21 protein-coding genes are annotated in these 20,847 nt (G+C 73.5%); 6 read left to right on the forward strand and 15 right to left on the reverse strand.

What is annotated here, in order from left to right; translation table 11 throughout:
- Window positions 1-7: 7 nt before the first annotated feature.
- From AFB00_RS03205 to AFB00_RS03225, 5 genes are all read right to left on the reverse strand, one after another.
- Window positions 8-1,522 carry a tripartite tricarboxylate transporter permease gene (locus tag AFB00_RS03205; RefSeq protein WP_068795967.1) on the reverse strand — a complete coding sequence of 505 codons (1,515 nt, stop codon included), beginning with the start codon at window positions 1,520-1,522 and terminating at the stop codon, window positions 8-10.
- On the reverse strand, window positions 1,519-2,052 hold the full coding sequence (locus AFB00_RS03210) for a tripartite tricarboxylate transporter TctB family protein (RefSeq protein WP_068795968.1): 534 nt from the start codon (window positions 2,050-2,052) through the stop codon (window positions 1,519-1,521). Before AFB00_RS03210 ends, AFB00_RS03205 begins: the two co-directional genes overlap by 4 nt.
- Window positions 2,049-3,032: a Bug family tripartite tricarboxylate transporter substrate binding protein gene (locus AFB00_RS03215; RefSeq protein ID WP_068799966.1), complete on the reverse strand. Its 984-nt coding sequence runs from the start codon at window positions 3,030-3,032 to the stop codon at window positions 2,049-2,051. The genes AFB00_RS03210 and AFB00_RS03215 overlap by 4 nt, the downstream gene beginning before the upstream one ends.
- Window positions 3,033-3,097: 65 nt before the next feature.
- The gene (locus AFB00_RS03220; protein WP_068795969.1) at window positions 3,098-4,318 is read right to left on the reverse strand and encodes a CaiB/BaiF CoA transferase family protein; all 1,221 of its coding nucleotides are present in this window, start codon (window positions 4,316-4,318) and stop codon (window positions 3,098-3,100) included.
- Window positions 4,315-5,283, reverse strand: a complete 969-nt coding sequence (locus tag AFB00_RS03225; protein ID WP_068795970.1) for a hydroxymethylglutaryl-CoA lyase — start codon at window positions 5,281-5,283, stop codon at window positions 4,315-4,317. Before AFB00_RS03225 ends, AFB00_RS03220 begins: the two co-directional genes overlap by 4 nt.
- Window positions 5,284-5,421: 138 nt before the next feature.
- Here AFB00_RS03225 and AFB00_RS03230 point away from each other — a divergent pair, with 138 nt between their 5' ends.
- Window positions 5,422-6,150: an IclR family transcriptional regulator gene (locus tag AFB00_RS03230; RefSeq protein WP_068795971.1), complete on the forward strand. Its 729-nt coding sequence runs from the start codon at window positions 5,422-5,424 to the stop codon at window positions 6,148-6,150.
- Here AFB00_RS03230 and AFB00_RS03235 read toward each other — a convergent pair.
- Together AFB00_RS03235 and AFB00_RS03240 are read right to left on the reverse strand one after the other, a co-directional pair.
- Entirely contained in the window at window positions 6,139-6,723 is a 585-nt protein-coding gene (locus AFB00_RS03235) for a hypothetical protein (RefSeq protein WP_068795972.1), read from the reverse strand. The two genes, AFB00_RS03230 and AFB00_RS03235, sit on opposite strands and share 12 nt — an antisense overlap.
- Window positions 6,717-7,919 carry an MFS transporter gene (locus AFB00_RS03240; RefSeq protein WP_068795973.1) on the reverse strand — a complete coding sequence of 401 codons (1,203 nt, stop codon included), beginning with the start codon at window positions 7,917-7,919 and terminating at the stop codon, window positions 6,717-6,719. The genes AFB00_RS03235 and AFB00_RS03240 overlap by 7 nt, the downstream gene beginning before the upstream one ends.
- A gap of 78 nt (window positions 7,920-7,997) precedes the next feature.
- On the opposite strand from AFB00_RS03240, the gene AFB00_RS03245 reads away from it, so the two are divergent.
- On the forward strand, window positions 7,998-8,420 hold the full coding sequence (locus AFB00_RS03245) for a PPOX class F420-dependent oxidoreductase (protein ID WP_068795974.1): 423 nt from the start codon (window positions 7,998-8,000) through the stop codon (window positions 8,418-8,420).
- Between the two features lie 101 nt (window positions 8,421-8,521).
- On the forward strand, window positions 8,522-10,147 hold the full coding sequence (locus AFB00_RS03250) for an MFS transporter (RefSeq protein WP_068795975.1): 1,626 nt from the start codon (window positions 8,522-8,524) through the stop codon (window positions 10,145-10,147).
- Between the two features lie 115 nt (window positions 10,148-10,262).
- On the opposite strand, the gene AFB00_RS03255 is transcribed toward AFB00_RS03250, so the two are convergent.
- The 8 genes from AFB00_RS03255 to AFB00_RS03290 form a co-directional block, all read right to left on the reverse strand.
- Complete coding sequence (locus tag AFB00_RS03255) at window positions 10,263-11,792, reverse strand: alkaline phosphatase D family protein (RefSeq protein WP_068795976.1); 1,530 nt, start codon at window positions 11,790-11,792, stop codon at window positions 10,263-10,265.
- A gap of 172 nt (window positions 11,793-11,964) precedes the next feature.
- A complete protein-coding gene (locus tag AFB00_RS03260) occupies window positions 11,965-13,503 on the reverse strand; it encodes an OFA family MFS transporter (RefSeq protein ID WP_083275225.1) in 1,539 nt (512 codons plus the stop codon).
- Between the two features lie 217 nt (window positions 13,504-13,720).
- A complete protein-coding gene (gene clpX, locus AFB00_RS03265; RefSeq protein ID WP_068795977.1) occupies window positions 13,721-15,013 on the reverse strand; it encodes an ATP-dependent Clp protease ATP-binding subunit ClpX in 1,293 nt (430 codons plus the stop codon).
- Between the two features lie 181 nt (window positions 15,014-15,194).
- Window positions 15,195-15,887, reverse strand: a complete 693-nt coding sequence (locus AFB00_RS03270) for an ATP-dependent Clp protease proteolytic subunit (protein ID WP_068795978.1) — start codon at window positions 15,885-15,887, stop codon at window positions 15,195-15,197.
- Entirely contained in the window at window positions 15,887-16,483 is a 597-nt protein-coding gene (locus AFB00_RS03275; RefSeq protein ID WP_068799967.1) for an ATP-dependent Clp protease proteolytic subunit, read from the reverse strand. Before AFB00_RS03275 ends, AFB00_RS03270 begins: the two co-directional genes overlap by 1 nt.
- A 293-nt stretch (window positions 16,484-16,776) precedes the next feature.
- Window positions 16,777-18,210, reverse strand: a complete 1,434-nt coding sequence (gene tig, locus AFB00_RS03280; protein WP_068795979.1) for a trigger factor — start codon at window positions 18,208-18,210, stop codon at window positions 16,777-16,779.
- 203 nt (window positions 18,211-18,413) lie between these two features.
- Window positions 18,414-18,761, reverse strand: a complete 348-nt coding sequence (locus AFB00_RS03285; protein WP_068795980.1) for a hypothetical protein — start codon at window positions 18,759-18,761, stop codon at window positions 18,414-18,416.
- A 78-nt stretch (window positions 18,762-18,839) separates the two neighbouring features.
- On the reverse strand, window positions 18,840-19,022 hold the full coding sequence (locus AFB00_RS03290; RefSeq protein ID WP_068795981.1) for a CsbD family protein: 183 nt from the start codon (window positions 19,020-19,022) through the stop codon (window positions 18,840-18,842).
- Window positions 19,023-19,181: 159 nt separating this feature from the next.
- Here AFB00_RS03290 and AFB00_RS03295 point away from each other — a divergent pair, with 159 nt between their 5' ends.
- The 3 genes from AFB00_RS03295 to AFB00_RS03305 are packed head-to-tail and all read left to right on the forward strand — an operon-like array spanning window position 19,182 to window position 20,745.
- Window positions 19,182-19,838, forward strand: coding sequence for an RNA polymerase sigma factor (locus tag AFB00_RS03295; protein ID WP_083275226.1), 657 nt, complete (start codon window positions 19,182-19,184; stop codon window positions 19,836-19,838).
- A complete protein-coding gene (locus AFB00_RS03300; RefSeq protein WP_068795982.1) occupies window positions 19,829-20,389 on the forward strand; it encodes an Asp23/Gls24 family envelope stress response protein in 561 nt (186 codons plus the stop codon). Before AFB00_RS03295 ends, AFB00_RS03300 begins: the two co-directional genes overlap by 10 nt.
- The gene (locus AFB00_RS03305) at window positions 20,386-20,745 is read left to right on the forward strand and encodes an Asp23/Gls24 family envelope stress response protein (protein WP_068795983.1); all 360 of its coding nucleotides are present in this window, start codon (window positions 20,386-20,388) and stop codon (window positions 20,743-20,745) included. The genes AFB00_RS03300 and AFB00_RS03305 overlap by 4 nt, the downstream gene beginning before the upstream one ends.
- The last annotated feature ends 102 nt before the right edge of the window (window positions 20,746-20,847 follow it).

Consider the following 20,847-nt stretch of genomic DNA (forward strand, 5'->3'; position numbering starts at 1 on the left):
GTCAAGTCTACGAGTCGGCCGCGACGGGATTGCGCCGCCTCCGGACCGCCCGCACGACCAGTGCGACCACCACGACGACCAGCACCGCGTACAGGCTCCCGGCCACCGGGCTGGCGACCAGGGCGACCGGGTCGCCCTCGCTCACCGCCAGCGCGCGGCGCAGCTCGGTCTCGGCCAGCGGCCCCAGGATGATCGCGATCAGCATCGGCGCGACCGGCACGCCGTAGCGGCGCATCGCCGTCCCCAGCAGGCCGATCAGCACCACCAGGACCAGGTCGAGGATCTTCGCGCTGGTCGCGTAGACCCCGAGCATCGCGAACACGGTGATGCCGGCGTAGAGGTAGTGCCGGGGCACCCGCAGCAGCGCCGCCCACAGCGGGGCGAACGGCAGGTTGAGGATCAGCAGCACGACCAGCCCGACGAAGAAGCTGGCGAGCAGCGCCCAGACCAGGTCGGGTGCCCGCTCGAACAGCAGCGGCCCCGGCTGCAGGCCGTACTGGCGGAACGCGGCGAGCAGGATCGCCGCCGTCGCCGAGGTCGGCAGCCCGAGTGCGAGCAGGGCACCCATCGCCGTCCCGGCGGTGGCGTTGCCCGCGGCCTCCGGACCGGCGACGCCCTGGATCGCACCGCGGCCGAACATCGGCCGCGCACGCCGGGCGTCGAGCCGCCGCTCGGTGCCGTAGGACAGGAAGGTGGGCACCTCCGAGCCACCGACCGGGATGATCCCGAACGGCAGCCCGGTCGCCGTCCCGCGCAGCCAGGCCGGCAGGGCGGCGCGGAACTCGGCGCGGCTCAGCCACGGCCGGCCACGGGAGACCAGCACGCCGTGGTCCTCGGTGGCGCCGACCCGGGTGGCCCGGTGGAACACCTCGGCCAGCGCGAGCAGCCCGACGGTGACGACCACGATGTCGATGCCGTCGAACAGCTCGGGCCGCCCGCCGGTGAGCCGCGCGGCGCCGGAGATCCCGTCGATGCCGACCACGGCGACGGCCAGCCCGAGCGCGAGCCCGGTCAGCCCGCGCACCACCGAGTCGCTGACCACGGCCGAGATCGCGACGAACGCGACGACCGCCAGCGCCAGGTACTCGGCCGGCCCGAACACGGTGGCCAGCGCGGCGAGCGAGGGCGCGAAGAACACCACGAGCACGGCCGCGACGATGCCGCCGACGAACGACGCGATCGCCGAGGCGGCGAGCGCCTGGGGTGCCCGGCCGTCCTTGGCCATGGCGTGGCCCTCGATCGAGCCGGCGATCGCCGTCGAGTTGCCCGGGGTGTTCATCAGGATCCCGGAGATCGAGTCGCCGAACAGGCCGCCGAACAGCACCCCGGCGAACATGATGAAGGCGCCGATCGGGTCCAGCGAGAACGTGACCGGCAGCAGCAGCGCCACCGCCATCGCCGACCCGAGGCCGGGCAGGACGCCGACGGCGGTGCCGAGCAGCGCGCCGACCACCACCCAGAGCATGTTCATCGGGGTGAGGACGGTGGCGAACCCCTCGCCCAGCTGCGTCAGCACGGTCATCCGGGAATCCCTGCCAGTAGCCCGGGCGGCAGGGTGAGCCCCAGCCCGCCGGAGAAGAGGAGCTGGACGGCCGAGGCCGTCGACAGCGCGACGAACACGTCGAACACCGGGCGCCGGCTGCCGAGCGCGCGGGCGGTGCCCCAGAACAGGAACGCCGCCGCGAGCAGCCAGCCCACCGGCTGCAACGCCGCCACGAACACGACGACGGTGCCGACGACCTCGGCCAGCGCCCGCCGGTTCGCCCGCGGCCGGAGCGCGCCCGGGGTGCCGGGCTCCCCCGGTGCGGCGGCCGTCGCGGGCTCCGGCCGGCGGACCACGTCCACCGCGAGCAGCACGGCCAGCACCGTGCAGGCGAGCGCGGCGATCGCCGGGAAGACCTGCGGGCCGGGCGCCGTCGCCGTCGACGGCACCTCCATCACCAGCGTCCCCACCGCCAGCACGACGCCCGCCGCGAGCAGCACCGCGGGCATCAGGAGCCCGGAGCGCCTGCGCAGCCAGACCCCCGTGGGATCGGTGACCGGCGCGCTCACAGCCCCAGCTCCGCGACGATGCGGTCGATGTCGGCCTGGTCCTGCACGATGAACCGGTCGAACTCCGGGCCGGCCAGGAACGCGTCGGACCACTTGTTGCGGGCCAGCGTGTCGGCCCAGCCCGGGCTCGCGGCCAGCTCGGTGACCAGCTCGGTCAGCCGGGCCCGGTCCTCGGGGGCGATGCCCGGCGGGGCGACGAGCCCGCGCCAGTTCGCCAGCGTCACCGGCACCCCCTGCTCGACCAGCGTCGGCACCTCGATGCCCGCCACCGGCTCCGGGGCGGAGAAGGCGAGTGCCCGCAGGTTCCCGGCCGCGATCTGGTCGGAGAAGTCGTGGAAGCCGCTGACCCCGACCGCGACCGTCCCGGACAGCAGCGCGGTGAGCGCCTCACCACCGCCGGAGTAGGCGATGTAGTTGATCCGGCCCGGGTCGATGCCGGCCCCGCGGGCGGTCAGCCCGGTCAGCAGGTGGTCGGCGCCGCCCAGCCCGCCGCCGCCGATCGCCTGCGCGTGCGGGTCGGCCCGCCAGGTGGTGAGGAAGTCCTCCAGGGTGCGGAACGGCGAGTCCGCGGGCACCACGAACACCAGGTAGTCCTCGGCCAGCCGGGCGATCGGCGTGGTGTCGCGCAGCGTCGTCGCCGAGCCGTTGACCGTGATCGCGCCCTCCATCACGGTGCCGGTGATCATCAGCTGGGTCGGGTCCGGCCCGATGTCGGCGAACCGGGCCAGTCCGATGGTGCCGCCGGCCCCGGGCACGTTGACGACCTGGACGTTGTTGACGATCGACTCCGCCCGCATCACCTGCTGGGCCTCGCGCAGCGCGAGGTCCCAGCCGCCGCCCGGGGCCGCGGGGGCCATCAGGGTCAGCGACGAGCGTGGGTCCGCCCCGGTCGCGGACCCGGCGGCGTCGACCGCCGCGAAGGCCGTCAGCACCAGCGTCGCGGTGACGCCGAGTGCGGACAGCAAGCCTCTCTTCGACACGATCACTCCTTCGTGAACCGTCACCGGCCCCGCGCCTGCGGAGCCGGACGCGCCGACGGCCGGTGTCAGCCCGGTCCGGTGGTGGACCCGAACGTGCCGGCGGCGACCGCCGCCGCCACCTCGTCCGGGGTGTAGCCGATCTCCGCGGCGACCTGGGCGGTGTGCTCGCCGGGGCCGGGCAGGTCGTGCCGTACCGGCAGCCGGTGCCCGGCCAGCTCCAGCGGCAGCGCCGGGAGCCGCACCCCGCGGCCGTCGGGCAGGGTCAGGTCGACCAGCGCGCCCGGCTCGGCCAGGTGCGGGTCCTCGGCCAGGTCCTCCGGGCGCTGGATCGGGGCGAACGGCAGGCCGATCTCCGCGCAGCGCCGCGCGGCCTCGTCGAGGTCCAGCGCCCCGACCGTCGTCCGGATCCGGGGCAGCACCCGGTCCCGCGCGGCGACCCGGCCGGTGTTGGTGGCGAGCGAGGTGTCCGCGGCGAGATCGTCGAGACCGAACCCGGCGCAGAACGCGCGCCACTGGGTGTCGGTGACGACACCGAGGAAGAGCTTCTCGCCGTCGGCGGTGTCGAACACGTCGTACACCGCCCAGGCCGAGAGCCGGGCCGGCATCGGTGCCGCCGCGCGGCCGGTGACCGCGTACTGGGCCATGTGCTGGCCGACGAGGAACACGTTGTTCTCGAACAGCGAGCTGCGGACCAGCTGCCCGCGTCCGGTCCCCCGGCGCTCGTGCAGCGCCGCGAGGACGCCGACGGCCGCGAACACCCCACCCATCACGTCGTTCACCGACGCCCCGGCCCGCAGTGGCCGTCCGGGCGGGCCGGTCATGTAGGCGAGACCGCCCAGCATCTGGACGACCTCGTCGAGCGCGGTGCGCTGCTCGTAGGCGCCGGACAGGAAGCCCTTCAGGCTGCAGTAGACGAGCCCCGGGTTGTCCTCGCGCAGGTCGTCGTAGCCCAGGCCCAGCGCGTCCAGCGCCCCGGGGCGGAAGTTCTCGGTGACGACGTCGGCCGTCGCGACCAGCCGGCGGGCGTACTCCAGTCCCTCGGCGCTGTGCAGGTCCACCGCCACCGACCGCTTGTTGCGGTTGTACATCGCGAAGAACCCGGCTCCGGAGCCGGGCAGCCTGCGGGTGCGGTCGCCGTCGCCGACCGGCTCGACCTTGACGACGTCGGCCCCCAGGTCACCGAGCACGAGCCCGCAGGACGGGCCCATGACCATGTGCGAGAACTCGACGACCCGGACACCGGCCAGCGGCAGCGGGCGGTCCCCGGTGGCGTCCGGGGCGCTCATGCGGCGGCCCCGCCCGGACCGCCGGCGTACCGGAAACCCTTGGTCAGCCCGGCGTCGGCGAGGTGCCCGTGCAGCGGTTCGCCGGGCAGCGCCGCGGCGAGGACCTCCCGGGCCGCCAGCAGCGCGTCGATGTCGACGCCGGTGCGCAGCCCGGAGGACTCCAGCAGGAACACGAGGTCCTCGGTGACGAGGTTGCCGCTGGCCCCCGGCGCGTACGGGCAGCCGCCGAGCCCGGCCTGCGAGGAGTCGAAGGTGCGCACGCCGACGTCCAGCGCGGCCACCACGTTCGCCAGCCCCTGGCCCCGGGTGTTGTGCAGGTGCGCGCCGCCGGCCCGGTCGCCGAGCTCGGCGTGCAGCCGGGTGAACAGCCGCCGGATCGCCGACGGGTCGGCGTAGCCGGTCGTGTCGGACAGCCCGACGGCGTCGGCTCCGGCCGCGGCCGCGCGCACCGCGAGGTCGATCACCCGGTCCTCGGGCACCGGGCCCTCGATCGTGCAGCCGAACGCCGTCGACAGGCCCACCTCGACCCGCAGCCCCGGGGTGTCGCGGGTCAGGCCGGTGATCGTGGCCAGCTGCTCGATCGCCGCGTCGGTGCCGATCCCGACGTTGGCCCGGCTGTGCGCGTCCGACACCGACACCGGGACCGTGATCGACCGGGCGCCCGCGGTGACCGCGTTGCGCGCGCCGACGAGGTTCGGGACCAGCGCGAGGACGGTGAGGTCCGGGATCTCCCCGGCGACGGCGACGACCTCGGCCGCGTCGGCCATCTGCGGGAGCCGGCGCGGCGACACGAACGACGCCACCTCGATCTCGCGCAGCCCGGCGGCGGCGAGCGCGGCGATCCAGCGGTGCTTGAGCGGGGTCGGCATGGTCGCGGCGACGCTCTGCAGCCCGTCCCGCGGGCCGACCTCGCTGACCAGGACGTCCACCGGCGAGCGACGTGAGGCCCGGTCCGGAACGACCATCGTTGCACACTCCAATGTTCTGTCTAGCAGAATGCTAGTGCGTTGAAGAGAACGCTAGGTGTCGTCCGGCACGGTCGTCAAGGCCGTCGGCGCGGCGTGCCAGACTGTGGACGACGGGGCGCACCACGGAGGGGACGAGTGGCGGGGACCGGCCAGGAGCCGCGGGAGCAGCGGGTGGAGTCCGTCGAGCGGGCGCTGACCCTGCTCGACGCGTTCGGGAACGGGGCCGACCGGCTCTCGCTCGCCGAGCTGGCGCGCGCCACCGGGTACTACCGGAGCACGATCCTGCGGCTCGCCGCGTCCCTGCAGCGGATGGGCTACCTGCTCCGCGAGGACGACGGCCGCTACCGGCTCGGCCCGACGCTGTGGCGGCTGGGGTCGCAGTACCAGCGGTCGTTCCGGCTCGCCGACCACGTCCGCCCCGCGCTGACCGCGATCGCCGCCGACACCGGGGAGAGCGCCGCGTTCTACGTCCGCGAGGGCGACCAGCGGGTGGTGCTGTACCGGGTCAACACCGACCGGCCGATGCGCCACCATCTCGACGAGGGCACCGTGCTGCCGCTCGACCGCGGCGCCGGCGGCCGGGTGCTCGCCGCGTGGACCGGCGACGAGGGTCCCGCCGCGGAGCGGGTGCGGGCGGCCGGGCACGCCTGGTCCGACGGTGAGCGGAGCCCGGAGACCGCGGCCGTGGCGGTCCCGGTGTTCGGGATGGACTCCCGGTTCGTCGGGGCGCTCGGGGTGGTCGGCCCGCGGCAGCGGCTCACCCCGGAACGGGTCCCCGAGGTCACCGAGCTGCTACTGCGGCACGCCGGGGACCTGAGCCGGCGCCTCGGCGGGCGCGGCGGCGTCCCGGGCTCAGACCGGTAGCAGCACACCCCACGGCCGGGGCCAGCCCAGCTCGCGCGCGACGCCGGGGGCCCGCAGGCCCGGTGCGCAGGTCCGGACGGTCCCCGCGCCCGGCTCGTACACCCGCCAGCGGCCGTCCGCGGCGGTCCCGAGCAGCAGCACCCAGTGCCGCGGCAGCAGCGCCGAGCCGACGAGCACGGGCACCGGGAGCCCGGTCGCCGCGGCCCGGCGCAGCGCGGCGGGGGTCGCCGGGCGGATCCGGTACCGGCCGGGCGCGGTCCGGCGCAGCCAGGCCCGCATCCCCCACGGCGTGGTGCCGAGCAGGCGGGGCCAGATCAGGTTCGCCTGCCGGTGGGCGGCCCGCTGCGCGTCGGCGGTCCCGGCGGAACCGGCGGGCGGGGACGCGCCGTGCGGCGCCCGTCCCGCGGACCGGGCCGACCCGTCGGGTCCCGTCGTCGCGGTGGGCCCCGCACCCGGCGCAGTGCCCCGGGCGGTGAGCATCGCGGCCGTGACGAGCAGGACCGCCGGGCCGCAGGAGAACCGGTCGGCCTGCCGGCCCGGCCCCGCGGCCGGGGCACCGTCCGGCCTCACCACGGCGATCCCGTCCGCCGGTCGGCGAGCACCGCGACCCCGGCCAGCACCAGCGCACCGGCGGTCAGCACCGCCCCGAGCAGCGACGGCGTGGTCAGCGCCCAGCCCGCGGCGATCGCGAGCCCGCCCAGCGCCGGGCCGAGCGAGTTCCCGACGTTGAACGCCGAGGTGTTCGTCGCGCTCGCCAGCGTCGGCGCGGACCCGGCCAGGGCGAACACCCGGGCGTTCAGCGGCGCCGCGGCCACGAACGCGACGAACCCGAGCCCGACGGCGAGCACCGGCGCCGCCCCCGGCAGCGCCGCGGTGAGCCCGAGCGACGCCAGCAGCACCGCGGAACCGCCGAGCGCGGCGAACAGGGTCGGCCACGGGTACCGGTCGGCGATGCGGCCGCCGAGCACGATGCCGCCGAGCGCCCCGACGCCCGACCCGAACTGGACCGCCGGGACCCAGCCGGGGTCGAGGCCGGCGACCCGGGTGAGCAGCGGTTCCAGGTAGACGAGCATCCCGATCATCCCGGCCTGGTACAACGCGGTCGTCGCCAGTGCCAGCCAGAGCCGGCCGCTCCGGAACGCCGTCAGCTCGGTCGACAGCCGTCGCTGCTCGCCGCTGCCCCAGGACCGCGGGACGAGTGCCACCACCCCGATCAGCCCGGCCACGGCGAGCAGCGCGATCAGCCAGAACGTGGCGCGCCAGCCGAACTGCTGGCCGACCACGGTGCCGAGCGGGATACCGGCGATGTTGGACACGATCAGCCCGGCGAGCAGGCGCGACAGCGCCCGCGCCCGGTCCGCCGGCCCGACCGAGGACACCGTGACGACGGCCGCGACCGACCAGAACCCGCCGGTCGCCACCGCGGACAGCACCCTGACCACCATCAGCAGCGGGTAGCTGGAGGTGAGCGCGCCGAGCACGTGCAGGACGACGACCGCCACCAGCATGACGACCAGGGTGGTGAACCGGGGCAGCCGCAGCGTCACCACCGCCATCAGCGGCGCCCCGACGATCATCCCCACGGCGAACCCGGACATCAGGTACCCGACGTCGGAGATCGTCACCCCGAGGTCCGCCGCCATGTCCGACAGCAGGCCGGTCAGCACGAACTCGCTGGTGCCGAGCACGAAGATGCTCAGCGCCAGCACCGTGACGACGCGTGGCACCGGCTGCCGCACACCCGGCCGGGTCCCGGTCCCGATGGTCATCGATCACCCCTCCCGGCCCGGCTCCAGCACGGGCTCCCGCGCGCGGCCATCCGATTTCCGGTCCTAGGCTCGACGGCCATGACCTCCCTCACACCCGACGTCGTCGCGTTCCTGTCCCACGGCACCCGAACCGGAATGCTGGGCTGGACCGCGGCCGACGGCCGCCCGCTCGTCGCCCCGGTCTGGTTCCTCGTCGAGGACGACACGATCGTCTTCGACACCGGGGCCGGCACGGCCAAGGGCCGGGCGATCGCCCGGGACCCGCGGGTCGTGCTCACCGCGGACCTGCCCGCGCCGCCGTACGGGTTCGTGCAGGTCCAGGGCATCGCCGAGACCAGCGACGATCCCGCCGAGCTGCTGCGCACCGCCACCGCGCTCGGCGCCCGGTACATGGGCGCCGACCGGGCCGAGGAGTTCGGCCGGCGCAACGGCGTGCCGGGCGAACTCGTGGTGCGGATCCGGCCGACGAAGGTGATCGCCGCGCTGGACATGACCGCCTGATCCCTTGACCTGAAGCGACGTTCATGTCCCAGGGTCGCTCGCGGGAGCGATGAGTTCCGGCGTCCGGGCCGGTCACAGCTCCCGACGAGAGGACCACGGACATGGACACCACGCGGCTGGACCTGCGGCACGGCTCGCAGCGCACCTTCGCGCACCTGCTGGCGAGCACCCTGACCGTCTCGGTCGTTAACTTCACGGTGTGGTTCGCCGTGACGTTCTGGGTGTTCGTCGAGACCCGTTCGGTGATGGCGACCGGGATCATCGCCGGGATCTTCCTGGCCGCGACGTCGTCGACCGGGATCTGGTTCGGCAGCATCGTCGACCGGTTCGCCAAGAAGTCCGTGCTGCAGGGGTCGGCGATCGTGTCGCTGCTGTTCTACGCGGTCTGCCTGGCCGGCTACCTGGTGACGCCCGCGGAGTCGTTCTCCGACGCCGGGAGCCCGCTGCTGTGGATCTTCGTGGTGGCGCTGATGCTCGGCGTCATCACCGGGAACCTGCGGACGATCACGCTGCCGACGCTGGTGACGCTGCTCGTCCCGGCCGGGGTCCGGGACCGGGCGAACGGCCTCGTCGGCACGGCGACCGGGGTGTCGTTCCTGGTGACGTCGGTGGTGTCCGGGCTGCTCGTCGCGTTCGACGGGATGCGCTCGGTGCTGGTGCTGGCGATCGTCGTGCTGGCGCTGTCACTGCTGCACCTGGCCCGGGTGCCGGTACCGGCCGCACCGGCGGCGGAGCCGGGCGCACCCGGCAGCGGCCGGGTCGACCTGCGCGGGACGCTGCGGGTGGTCGGCTCGGTGCCGGGGCTCCCGGCGCTGATCGTGTTCTCCTGCGTGAACAACCTGATCGGCGGGGTGTTCATGGCGCTGATGGACCCCTACGGCCTGTCGATGATGTCGGTGCAGGCCTGGGGCCTGTTGTGGGGTGCGCTGTCGACCGGGGTGATCGTCGGGGGCCTGCTGGTCGCCCGGACCGGCCTCGGGACCCGTCCGGTGCGGACCCTGCTGCTGGTCAACGCCGTGCTCTGGACCTCGACCATGCTGTTCCCGCTGCAGGCGTCGATCGTGCTGCTGACGCTCGGGATGCTCGCGTTCATGCTGCTCATGCCGTTCGCCGAGGCCGCCGAGCAGACGGTGCTGCAGCGGGTCGTGCCCTACGGCCGGCAGGGCCGCGTGTTCGGGTTCGCGCAGAGTGTCGAGCAGGCCGCGTCGCCGCTGACGGCGTTCCTCCTGGCACCGTTCACGGAGCTGGTGGTCGTGCCGTTCATGAGCGACGGCGGTGCGGGCGCCGCCGCGGTCGGGAGCTGGTTCGGCACCGGGACCGCCCGGGCGATCGCGCTGGTCTTCGTGGTCGCCGGGGCGCTCGGGCTGGTGCTGACCCTGGCCGCGCTGGCGTCGCGGCCGTACCGGAGGCTGTCGACGGCCTACGTCGAGGCACCGGTTGCGCAGGACGGCGGCGGTGCGACGCCCGGCGACGCGCCAGGACCGGCCCCCACCGGCGGGTACGGCCCGGCGACGGCCGGAGACACCGGCGGCGGCCCCGGGGCCGCGCTCCCGGGTGCACCCGCGGGCGGGACGGTCTCCGGGGTCCCGGGCGGGATCGCCCCGATCGTCGCGGGGATGCCCGGCTCCCGGCACCCGGACGAGGCGGAGCCGGTGCCCGCGGGTCCCCCCACGACGAGCGTGCCCGCACTGTGCACGGACGGCCCGGGCCGGAGCACCGCGCTCTGACCGCCCGTCGAGACGAGAGCACTCGATCATCAGGGTTCTCGGGTGGCGACGACACACCGCTCCGCGAAGCGGCGCACCGACGGACCGGCGTCCCCGCCCGAGGGGCCGCGCCGGGTCAGGCCCGGTGCAGCGTGGTCGTCCAGAGCGAGGCACCGTCCTGGTCGCGCAGGTGCACGTCCAGTACCGACCCGTCGGGCGCGACATCGATCTCGCCGAAGTGCTGGAACCCCTCCAGCGGCGACGCCTCCTGCCGCGACGGCCCGCGCACGAACTCGACCGAGGGCCCGAACGTCGGGTCCAGCTCGTTGGGACCGAACGCGCCCGCGTGCAACGGTCCCGACACGAACTCCCAGAACGGGTCGAACTCGGTGAAGGCGGCCCGCTCCGGCGCGTAGTGGTGGGCGGCGGTGTAGTGGACGTCGGCCGTCACCCAGACGACGTTGCGGACCCGCCGGCGCGCCAGCCCGGCCAGCACCCCGGCGATCTCGGACTCCCGGCCGCTCGGCGGGCCCGGCTCGCCGTTGGCGACGGCCTCCCAGGCGGTGTCGCCGTCCGGCACGAGCACCCCGATCGGCATGTCCGAGGCGACGATCTTCCAGCTCGCCCGGGAGTCCGCCAGCGAGTCCACCAGCCACCGGGCCTGCGCCTCGCCGAGGATCCGCTCCCCCGCGCCGGTGTTCGCCGAGTTCGCGCTGCGGTAGCTGCGCATGTCCAGCACGAACACCTCGACGTGCGGGCCGAACGACAGCCTCCGGTACACCCGCCCGTCGACGGCCGCACGCGGGTCGAGCGGCTGCCACTCGTGGAACGCGCGGAACCCGCGGGCCGCGAGCACGTCCACCCGCTTCTCGGAGTACTTCTCCCCCACCTCGCCGGTGAGGATCTCCCCGGGGTACCAGTTGTTGGTGACCTCGTGGTCGTCCCACTGCACGATCTGGCCCACCGAGGCGGCGAACCTGCGCAGGTTGTCGTCGCGCATGTTGTAGGCGAACTGGCCGCGGAACTCGGCGAGGGTCTCGGCGACCTTCGCCTTCTCCGGCGTCATCTCGTTGCGCCAGATCCGCCCGTCCGGCAGGGTGACCGACTCCTGCAGCGGACCGTCGGCGTAGACGGTGTCACCGGAGTGCAGGAACAGGTCCGGGTTCCGGTCGGCCATCGCGGAGAAGATCCGCATGCCGCCGTGGCTGCGGTCGATACCCCAGCCCTGCCCGGCGACGTCGCCGGACCACTGGATCCGGACCGGCTCGCCGGGCCCCGGCACCGCCCGGAAGGACCCGGTCAGCGGCTCGCCGGCGGTGCCGTCGTCGAGGGACTCGGCCGTGACCCGGTAGTGCACCCGCCCGTGCGTCGCGGGGACCCGGAGCCTGCCGGTGAAGTCGGTGTCGGGGGTGAGGACCGGACCCGGCACCCGGACGACGTCGCGGAAACCAGGATCGCCGGCGACCTCGACCACCATCCGGGACGGCCGGTCGGCGCGGGTCCACACCAGGCCGGACCCGGGGCGGACGTCGCCGGCCTGGACCCCGTGGGTGAGGACCGGGCGCCCGGAGCGGACGAGCCCGGGTGTCCCCGGGGCCGTGGCCGCCGCGGCGGCCGGAAGGGTGAGCGCGGTGGCGCGGAGCAGGGAGCGTCGTGACAGGACCACACCCGGGGTTGTAACCCGTACGGGTGACCGCGATCCGGACGTTCCGGGTGAACGCCGGATGAAACGCTCGTGCCCGCCGAACGCGAACGGCCACGCCGCCCGGAGCCCGCGACGCCGACGAGATCGCCGGTGCGTCGCGGGGTCCGGGGGCGTGGCCGTGGTGCGGTGGACCTCAGCCGAACAGGGCCGGGATCTTCAGGACCAGCTGGTAGAGCCCGTAGACGAACGGGACGCCCACCCAGACCCAGGCCAGCACGGCGCCGGCCCACTGCAGCGGGCTCCACGCCGGGGAGCCGGTCGCCTCGTACGTGCTCATGCCTGCGTTCCCTTCACGTCGGCGGTCGGCCGGAGCGGCCGCCGTGTCACCGGACTCCGGCTGGTGGTGCTTCGGATCGACCGGACGGATCAGCTCGTTGCACACGAACGCGATCACCAGCAGCCCGATCATGATCGAGAACGCCAGCGTGTACCGGGCCGGACCCTCGATCCCGGCCTCGATGCGGGCGTCGGCGATCGCGTTGACGATCAGCGGCCCGAGCACACCGGCGGTCGACCACGCGGTCAGCAGCCGGCCGTGGATCGCACCGACCTGGTAGGTGCCGAACAGGTCCCGCAGGTAGGCGGGCACGGTCGCGAACCCGGCGCCGTAGAACGACAGGATCAGCACCGCCGCGATGATGAACAACGCCCGGTTCGAGTTCGGGATCAGCGTGATCAGCAGGTAGAGCAGCGCGCCGACGCCCAGGTAGATCCGGTACATGTTCTTGCGGCCCAGCACGTCCGACAGCGAGGACCAGGCGATCCGGCCCGCCGAGTTCGCCAGCGAGAGGATCGACACGAACCCGACCGCCGCGGCGGCCAGTGTCTCCGCGGGCGACGAGCCGGCGAAGAAGTCCTTGAAGATCGGGTTGGCCCGTTCCAGGATGCCGATGCCCGCCGTGACGTTGAAGCACAGCACGACCCACAGCAGCCAGAACTGCGGCGTCTTGATCGCGTTGGCCGCCGACACCTGACCGGTCGAGATCATCCCGGACTTCTTGGCCTGCTCCGGCGACCAGCCCGCGGGCGCCCAGCCCTCGGCCGGGACGCGGATCAGCAGCCAGCCGACCGACATGAAGACCAGGTAGATGACGCCCATGACCAGGAACGTGTTGCCGATGCCGGGGACCGAGGGGGTGTCTCCGGAGGCACCGAACGTCGAGAGCAGCGACGCAGTCAGCGGGGACGCGATCAGCGCACCACCACCGAATCCCATGATCGCGAGACCGGTCGCCAGACCGGGGCGGTCCGGGAACCACTTGATCAGCGTGGACACCGGGGAGATGTACCCGACGCCCAGGCCGATGCCGCCGACGAACCCGTAACCGAGCACGACCAGCCAGTACCAGCCGAGGTGCAGGCCGACCCCGGAGATCAGGAACCCCGCGACGAAGCACGAGGTCGCCACGACCATCGCCCAGCGCGGCCCGTTGGCGTCGACCTTCGTCCCGAACAGCGCCGAGGACAGGCCGAGCATGATGATCGCCAGCGTGAACGGCAGCGCGCTGGCGACCCCGGAGATGTCCAGCCCGGCTTCCAGCGGAGCCTTGAACGCACTCCACGCGTACGCCTGGCCGATCGCCAGATGGATGGACAGTGCGGCCGGTGGGACGAGCCACCTGCTCCATCCAGGGGGAGCGATGATGCGCTCCCGCGTCAGAAAACCGGCCATGGTACTCCTTCATCGAACGTTGACGGAGCAACGCTAAGTAGTTGCCGCCCGGACGGCAACCTGATCATGCATCGATCGTGCATCGGGTCCGTGGCCGGTCCGTGGCGTGCGCCGAACACGGCGACGAACGACGACGGCCCCGCCGGAGCGGGGCCGTCGTGGTCACATCGTGACGATGCCGGGATGCGGAACCGGCACGACCGGCCCCGCTCCGTGATCAGGCGGAGCGGTCGCGACGCTCCCGCCGCGGGGGCTGCTGGCGCGGGACGATCGTCGGGTTGACGTTCTCCTTGACCGTCTCGGCGGTGATCACGACCTTGGCCACGTCGTCCCGGCTGGGGATGTCGTACATGACCGGGAGGAGGACCTCCTCGATGATCGCCCGCAGGCCGCGGGCGCCGGTACCGCGCAGGATCGCCTGGTCCGCGACGGCCTCCAGCGCGTCGTCGGCGAAGTCGAGCTCCACGCCGTCCATCTCGAACAGCTTGCGGTACTGCTTCACCAGCGCGTTGCGCGGCTCGGTGAGGATCTTGACCAGGGCTTCCTTGTCCAGCGAGGTCACCGAGGCCACGATCGGCAGCCGGCCGATGAACTCGGGGATCAGGCCGAACTTGATCAGGTCCTCGGGCAGCGTCTCGGCGAAGCTGGCCGACGGGTCCAGCTCCTTCTTCGACCGGATCTCGGCGCCGAAGCCGATGCCGGACTTGCCGACCCGCTCCCCGATCAGGCGCTCCAGCCCGGCGAACGCGCCGGCCACGATGAACAGCACGTTCGTCGTGTCGATCTGGATGAACTCCTGGTGCGGGTGCTTGCGGCCGCCCTGCGGCGGGACGCTCGCCGTCGTCCCCTCGAGGATCTTCAGCAGTGCCTGCTGCACGCCCTCGCCGGACACGTCACGGGTGATCGACGGGTTCTCCGACTTGCGGGCGATCTTGTCGACCTCGTCGATGTAGATGATGCCGGTCTCGGCGCGCTTCACGTCGTAGTCGGCGGCCTGGATCAGCTTCAGCAGGATGTTCTCGACGTCCTCGCCGACGTAGCCGGCCTCGGTGAGCGCGGTCGCGTCGGCGATCGCGAACGGGACGTTGAGCATCTTGGCCAGCGTCTGCGCCAGGTAGGTCTTGCCGCAGCCGGTCGGGCCCAGCATGAGGATGTTCGACTTGGCGATCTCGATCTGGTCGCCCGCGTCACCACCGGCGGCGCGGCTGCGCTCACCGGCCTGGATGCGCTTGTAGTGGTTGTAGACCGCCACCGACAGCGTGCGCTTCGTGGTGGCCTGGCCGACGACGTACTGGTCGAGGAAGTCGTGGATCTCGGCGGGCTTGGGCAGCTCGTCGAGCTTCACCTCACCGGCCTCGGCCAGCTCCTCCTCGATGATCTCGTTGCAGAGGTCGATGCACTCGTCGCAGATGTAGACGCCGGGGCCGGCGATGAGCTTCTTGACCTGCTTCTGGCTCTTCCCGCAGAACGAGCACTTGAGCAGGTCCCCGCCGTCGCCGATGCGTGCCATAGGTGTCGATCCCCAGTTCTGGTCCGGCGTACTCGCGTCGTGCCGTCGTCTCCCACTCCTGTGGGGAAGACGGTACCTGCCCGGACCCGCCCCCGGGGACTACTCGGCGATCCGAAATCGGGGGCGGGTCGGCAGGCGGTCACCGCCGGCCGGCCCGGCCGGCGGTGACCCGGGTGTCTCCTCAGCGTCCGCCGGTGACGGACAGCTTCCGGCTCTGGAGGATCGCGTCGATCAGGCCGTACTCCTTGGCCTCCTCGGCCATCAGGATCTTGTCCCGGTCGATGTCCTCGTGCACCTGGTCCGCCGTGCGGTTGGAGTGCCGCGCGATGATCTCCTCCATCCGGCGCCGGATGCGGGAGATCTCGGCCGCCTGGATCTCCAGGTCCGACGCCTGACCGTAGGTGCCCTCGGTGGCCGGCTGGTGGATCAGGATGCGCGCGTTCTCGACCGCCATCCGCATGCCCGGCGTCCCGGCGCACAGCAGCACCGCCGCGGCCGAGGCCGCCTGCCCGAGGCAGACGGTCTCGATGTCCGGCCGGATGAACTGCATCGTGTCGTAGATCGCCATCAGCGACGTGAACGACCCGCCGGGCGAGTTGATGTAGAGCGAGATCTTGCGGTCCGGCTCCAGCGACTCGAGCACCAGCAGCTGGGCCATGGTGTCGTTCGCCGAGGTGTCGTTGATCTGCTCACCGAGGAAGATGATGCGCTCCTCGAAGAGCTTGTTGTACGGGTTCGACTCCTTGACCCCGTAGCTGGTGCGCTCCACGTAGGACGGCAGCACGTACCGCATGCGGGCCGGGTCCGGCGCGTAGCCGCCGGGGCCCCGCAGGTCGGCGGCCGACTCGGGGTGCCGCGGGTCGAAGGTGCTCATCAGGCGCTCCCGTTCTGCGAGCCGACGATGCGTCCGACGTGGGACACCACGTGGTCGACGAAGCCGTAGTCCTTGGCCTCCTGCGCGGAGAACCAGCGGTCGCGGTCGGAGTCCCGCTCGATGGTCTCCGGCGTCTGCCCGGTGTGCTGGGCGATCAGCTCGGCCATCTCCCGCTTGGTGCGGCGGAGCTGCTCGGCCAGGATGGTGATGTCGGCCTCGGTGCCGCCGATGCCGCCGGACGGCTGGTGCATCATGATCCGCGCGTGCGGCAGCGCGTGCCGCTTGCCCGGGGTGCCCGCGGAGAGCAGGAACTGCCCCATCGACGCCGCCATGCCCATGGCGAAGGTCGCCACGTCGCACGGGATCAGGTTCATCGTGTCGAAGACGGCCATGCCGTCGTTGACCGAACCGCCCGGCGAGTTGATGTAGAGCTGGATGTCGGTCTCGGGGTCCTCGGCCGCGAGCAGCAGCATCTGCGCCGCGATCCGGTTCGAGATCTCCGAGTCCACCTGCTGCCCGAGCACGATGATCCGCTGCTGGAGCAGCCGCTCGTACACCGAGTCCGACAGCGACATCACGCTGTGTCCGGACCGCATCTGCGGCCCGGTCCCGAGGCCCGCGAGCGGGCCGGTGTCCTGCTGGCTCACTTCACCCTGCTTTCCGAAGTCGGGCCCGGGCCGGGGCGGCGGCGCCGCCCCGGCCAGTTCCCGGAAGTCTTCCTCTTGGATCGCTCTCGGTCTCCGGTGTGGGTCCTGCGAACCCGTTCACGACCCTCTCCGGGCCGGTTCGTGGCCGACCCTACGCGGACCGGACGGACCGCGTAGGGAACCACGCCCGATGTTCGCCGAGAGCGCACCACATCGCGTGTGGTCGCGGGCGAACTGCCTGCTCAGGCCTTGGCTTCGGCCTTCTCCGCCGACTCGTCGGCCGCCGGGGCGGCGGTGTCGTCGGCGGTGTCGTCGCTGTCGGCCGGGGCCTGCGCGTCGTCGTCACCGAGCAGGTCGGACAGGTCCACCGCGGTGCCGTCCGGGGTGGTGACCGACGCCGAGCGCACGGCGGTGATCAGCGCCTTGGAGCGGCGGACGTCCTGGTAGATCGCGCCGATCTGGCCGGCCTGCTGGATCTGCTGGACGAACTGCTCGGGCGCCATGCCGTACTGCTGGGCCTGGTAGAGGATCCGCTCGGTGATCTCCTGGTCGTTGACCGAGACCTCCTCGGAGTCCGCCAGCGCGTCGAGGACGAGGCGGTAGCGGACGGCCTTCTCGGCCTCCTCCCGCGACTCGGCGTCGAACTGCTCGCGGGTCTTGTCCTGGGTGGACAGGAACTCCGCGAAGCGCTCCTCGTCGTGGTCGAAGGCGTGCACGGCGTCGTGCAGGCGGTTGTCGACCTCGGCCTGGACGATCGACTCCGGCACCGGCACGGTGTCGTCGCCGACCCGGGCGCCCTCGACCAGCCGGTCGAGCAGCCGGTCACGGGCCTGCCCGGCCTGCTCCATCCGCTTCGACCGGCCGAGCCGCTCGCGCAGGTCGGCGGTCAGCTCGTCGAGCGTGTCGAACTCCGACGCCAGCTGGGCGAACTCGTCGTCCGCCTCGGGCAGGTGGCGCTCCTTGACCGTCGTCACCTTGACGGTGATGTCGGCGTCGCGGTCGGCGTGCTCGCCGGCGACCAGCTTCGAGGTGAAGGTCTTCTCCTCGCCGGCCGACATGCCCTTCAGCGCCTCGTCGATGCCGTCGACGAGACCGCCCTGGCCGACCTCGTAGGAGAACCCGGTGGTGGCGGCCTCCTCGATCTCGGTGCCGTCGACCGCGGCCGACAGGTCGATCTGGACGTAGTCGCCGGTGGCCGCGGGGCGCTCGACACCGGCCAGGGTGCCGAACCGGGCGCGCAGCTGGTCGAGCTGCTCGGTGACCTCGTCGTCGGTCACCTCGGTCTCGTCGACCTCGACGGCCAGGCCGTCCAGCTCGGGCAGCTCGATCTCCGGGCGGACGTCGACCTCGGCGGTGAACGCCAGGCGCTCGCCGTCGGCGATCTCGGTGACCTCGATGTCCGGGCGGCCGATCGGCTTGACGTCGTCGGCGGAGACCATGGCCTCCTGGTACTTCGCCGGGATCGCGTTGTTCACGACCTCGTCGAGCACCGGGCCCCGCCCGATCCTGGCCTCCAGGATGCGGGCCGGGGCCTTGCCCGGCCGGAAACCGGGGATCCGGACCTGCTGGGCGATCTTCTTGTACGCGCGGTCGAAGTCGGGCTTGAGCTCGTCGAACGGCACCTCGACGTTGATTCGGACGCGCGTCGGGCTGAGGTGCTCGACGGTGCTCTTCACGGTGGAACTCCTTGCCGGTACGGGCTGGTTCACCGGGCCGCGCCGCGCGCGGCCCCGGTCCTGTCACTCCCCCGCCCGCCGCGGACGGCGGACGATCCTGCGGACGCTTCCACACGCATCCGGACGCCACCGGCGATCCGGGTGCGGGTACGCCGGGCGTACCCGGCGACGGCGGGGGCCCGCGCGAGTCTAGGCGAGGCGCGTCACGGCGTGTCGGGCCGGGCGTTCCCGGCCGCCGTGACTCCGCCGACGTCGGCGATCGTGACCTCCACCGCGACGTCGTCGTCGCCGAGCACCCGGCGTACCCGTCGCGCGACCTCGTCGGCGATCTCGGTGAACGGGGCACCGAGCGCGACGACCACCGCGATCTCGACGGGGTCGCCCACCTTGACCCCCCACACCCGCCGGCCGGGCAGGTAGGACGCGACCGAGCCGAACGGGCCGCCGTCGAGGCGCAGCACCGACGGGTGCGCGAGGACGGCCGCGGCCACCGCCGAGACCAGGGACTCCCCGGTCGGATCGGCGGCCCCCGGGCCGGCGCTGTCGGTCACACCGCGACCCTAGGCCCCGCACACGACGACGGCGGCACCCCCGTCATCGGGGATGCCGCCGTCGCCGGGCTGCTGCGGTCAGTCGCGCGAGCTCTTGAAGGTGTCCTTCAGCTTCTCGCCGGCCTGCTTCAGGTTGCCGGTGGCCTGGTCCTTCTTGCCCTCGGCCTGCAGCTCCCGGTCGTCGGTCGCCCGGCCGGCGGCCTCCTTGGCCCTGCCGCCGAGTTCCTCGGCCTTGTTGTCGATCTTGTCTCCGAGACCCATGGGGCTCACCCGCTTCCTCTGCGTGTCCGACGCGCGACGGCCGATGCCGCTCGCTACGGTCGTTCGAGGGGTCGAGTACCCGATCGCCCGTCGCTCAACCCTCGGGCCGCGCGGTCCCGACACCGACACCGACGCTCCCGCCGACCGAGACGGACGGACGTGCAGGCCACCCACCGGACGCCCCCCGAGGGGCCACCGCCCGCGGCACCCGGCGCCCGGCGCCCGGACGACGCGGGCCGCCCCGGTGCGGCCGGGCCGGTCCCGCTCCCCGCGCGCCGCTCGCCGGCCGGTGAGGCGGAGCTGGTGGCCAGGGCCCAGGACGGGGACGTCCACGCGTTCGCCGAGCTCGCCGCGCGGCACCAGGACGCGCTGTTCCGGGTCGCGGTCCGGGTGCTGGGCCACCGCGCCGACGCCGAGGACGCGCTGCAGGAGGCACTGATCGACGCCTGGCGCCGGATCGGCACCTTCCGCGGCGAGGCCGCCTTCTCCACCTGGATGTACCGCATCGTGACCAACCGCTGCACCGCGCTGGTGCGCCGGGCCCGGCGCACCGAGCCGCTCCCACCGGAGGACGCGCTGGTCGCCGTCTCCGGGTCACCGGAGCGGGCGGCGGAGGTCGACGCGGAGCTCACCGCGCTGTCCGGGGCGCTCGCCGAGCTGCCCGAGGAGCAGCGCACCTCCTGGGTGCTGCGCGAGCTGGAGGGCCTGGGCTACGCGGAGATCTCGCAGATCACCGGCGCGACCGAGACCGCGGTCCGCGGCCGGATCCACCGCGCGCGGACGGCGCTGGCGGAGAGGATGCGGGTATGGCGGTAGAGCAGGTGGAGCCGCTGGCCTGCGGCCGGGACGCCGCCGACGTCTGGGACCACGCCGACGCCGGCACCCTCGACGAGCACGAACGCTCGTGCCCGCACTGCGCGGTGGCCCGCGCCGACCACGACCGGCTCAGCGGGCTCGTCGGCCGGATGGCGGCCGAGCCGCTGCGGCCGCCGCCGTCGCTGCTGGAGCAGGTGACCGACGCGGTCGCCGCCGAGCTGCGGCCGCACGAGCTGCTGCGGATCGGGCCGGACGCCTGGCTCGGCCGGCCGGCCGCCGAGGCGGCCCTGCGGCACGTCGTCGACTCGATGGGCGGGGTGCGCGCGCGGCGCTGCCGGGTCGAGCAGCTCCGCGGCGACGACCCGCAGGTGCCCCCGGTCCAGGTGCGGCTGACGGTCACGGCCCGGTTCGGCGTCGATCTCGCCTCGGTCACCGCGCGGGTCCGGCAGATGGTCGTCTCGGCCGCGGACGGCGCCCTCGGGCTCCCGGTGTCCGAGGTCGACATCCTGGTGGAGGACGTGTGGGAGGAGCCGGAGGTGGCACGACGATGAGCACCGTCCGTCTCCGTGTCTCGGACCTGGCCGCGGCCCGGGTCGCCGCCCGCCGGGCCCGCGCGGTGCCCGGCGTGGTCGCGCTGCTCGGCGACCTGCAGCAGACGCTGCTCGGGCTGGCCACCGACCGGCTGCCCCGCCGCCCGGTACCCGCCGAGCTGCGGGCGCACGGCGTCGTCGCCGTCGTGCACGAGCGGGAGATCGAGGTCCGGGTGACCGTCCGGGCCCGGTTCGGGACCCCGCTCGCGGACCTGGCGGACCGGGTCCGGCGCGAGGTCGCCGAGGAGCTCGCCGCCGTGACCGGCCGCCCGGCCCGGGTGCTGGTGACGGTCGCCGACATCGAGCTGCCCAGCTGAGCCCCACCCACCGGGCACCGCACCGACGCACCGCACGAGCGGTACCTCAGCGCGGTTCGATCCCGGGTGGGCGACGCTCGGGTACCTCTCGTGGCCGCACGC

Origin of the sequence: Pseudonocardia sp. HH130630-07, from assembly GCF_001698125.1 — a bacterium.
Lineage (GTDB): Bacteria > Actinomycetota > Actinomycetes > Mycobacteriales > Pseudonocardiaceae > Pseudonocardia.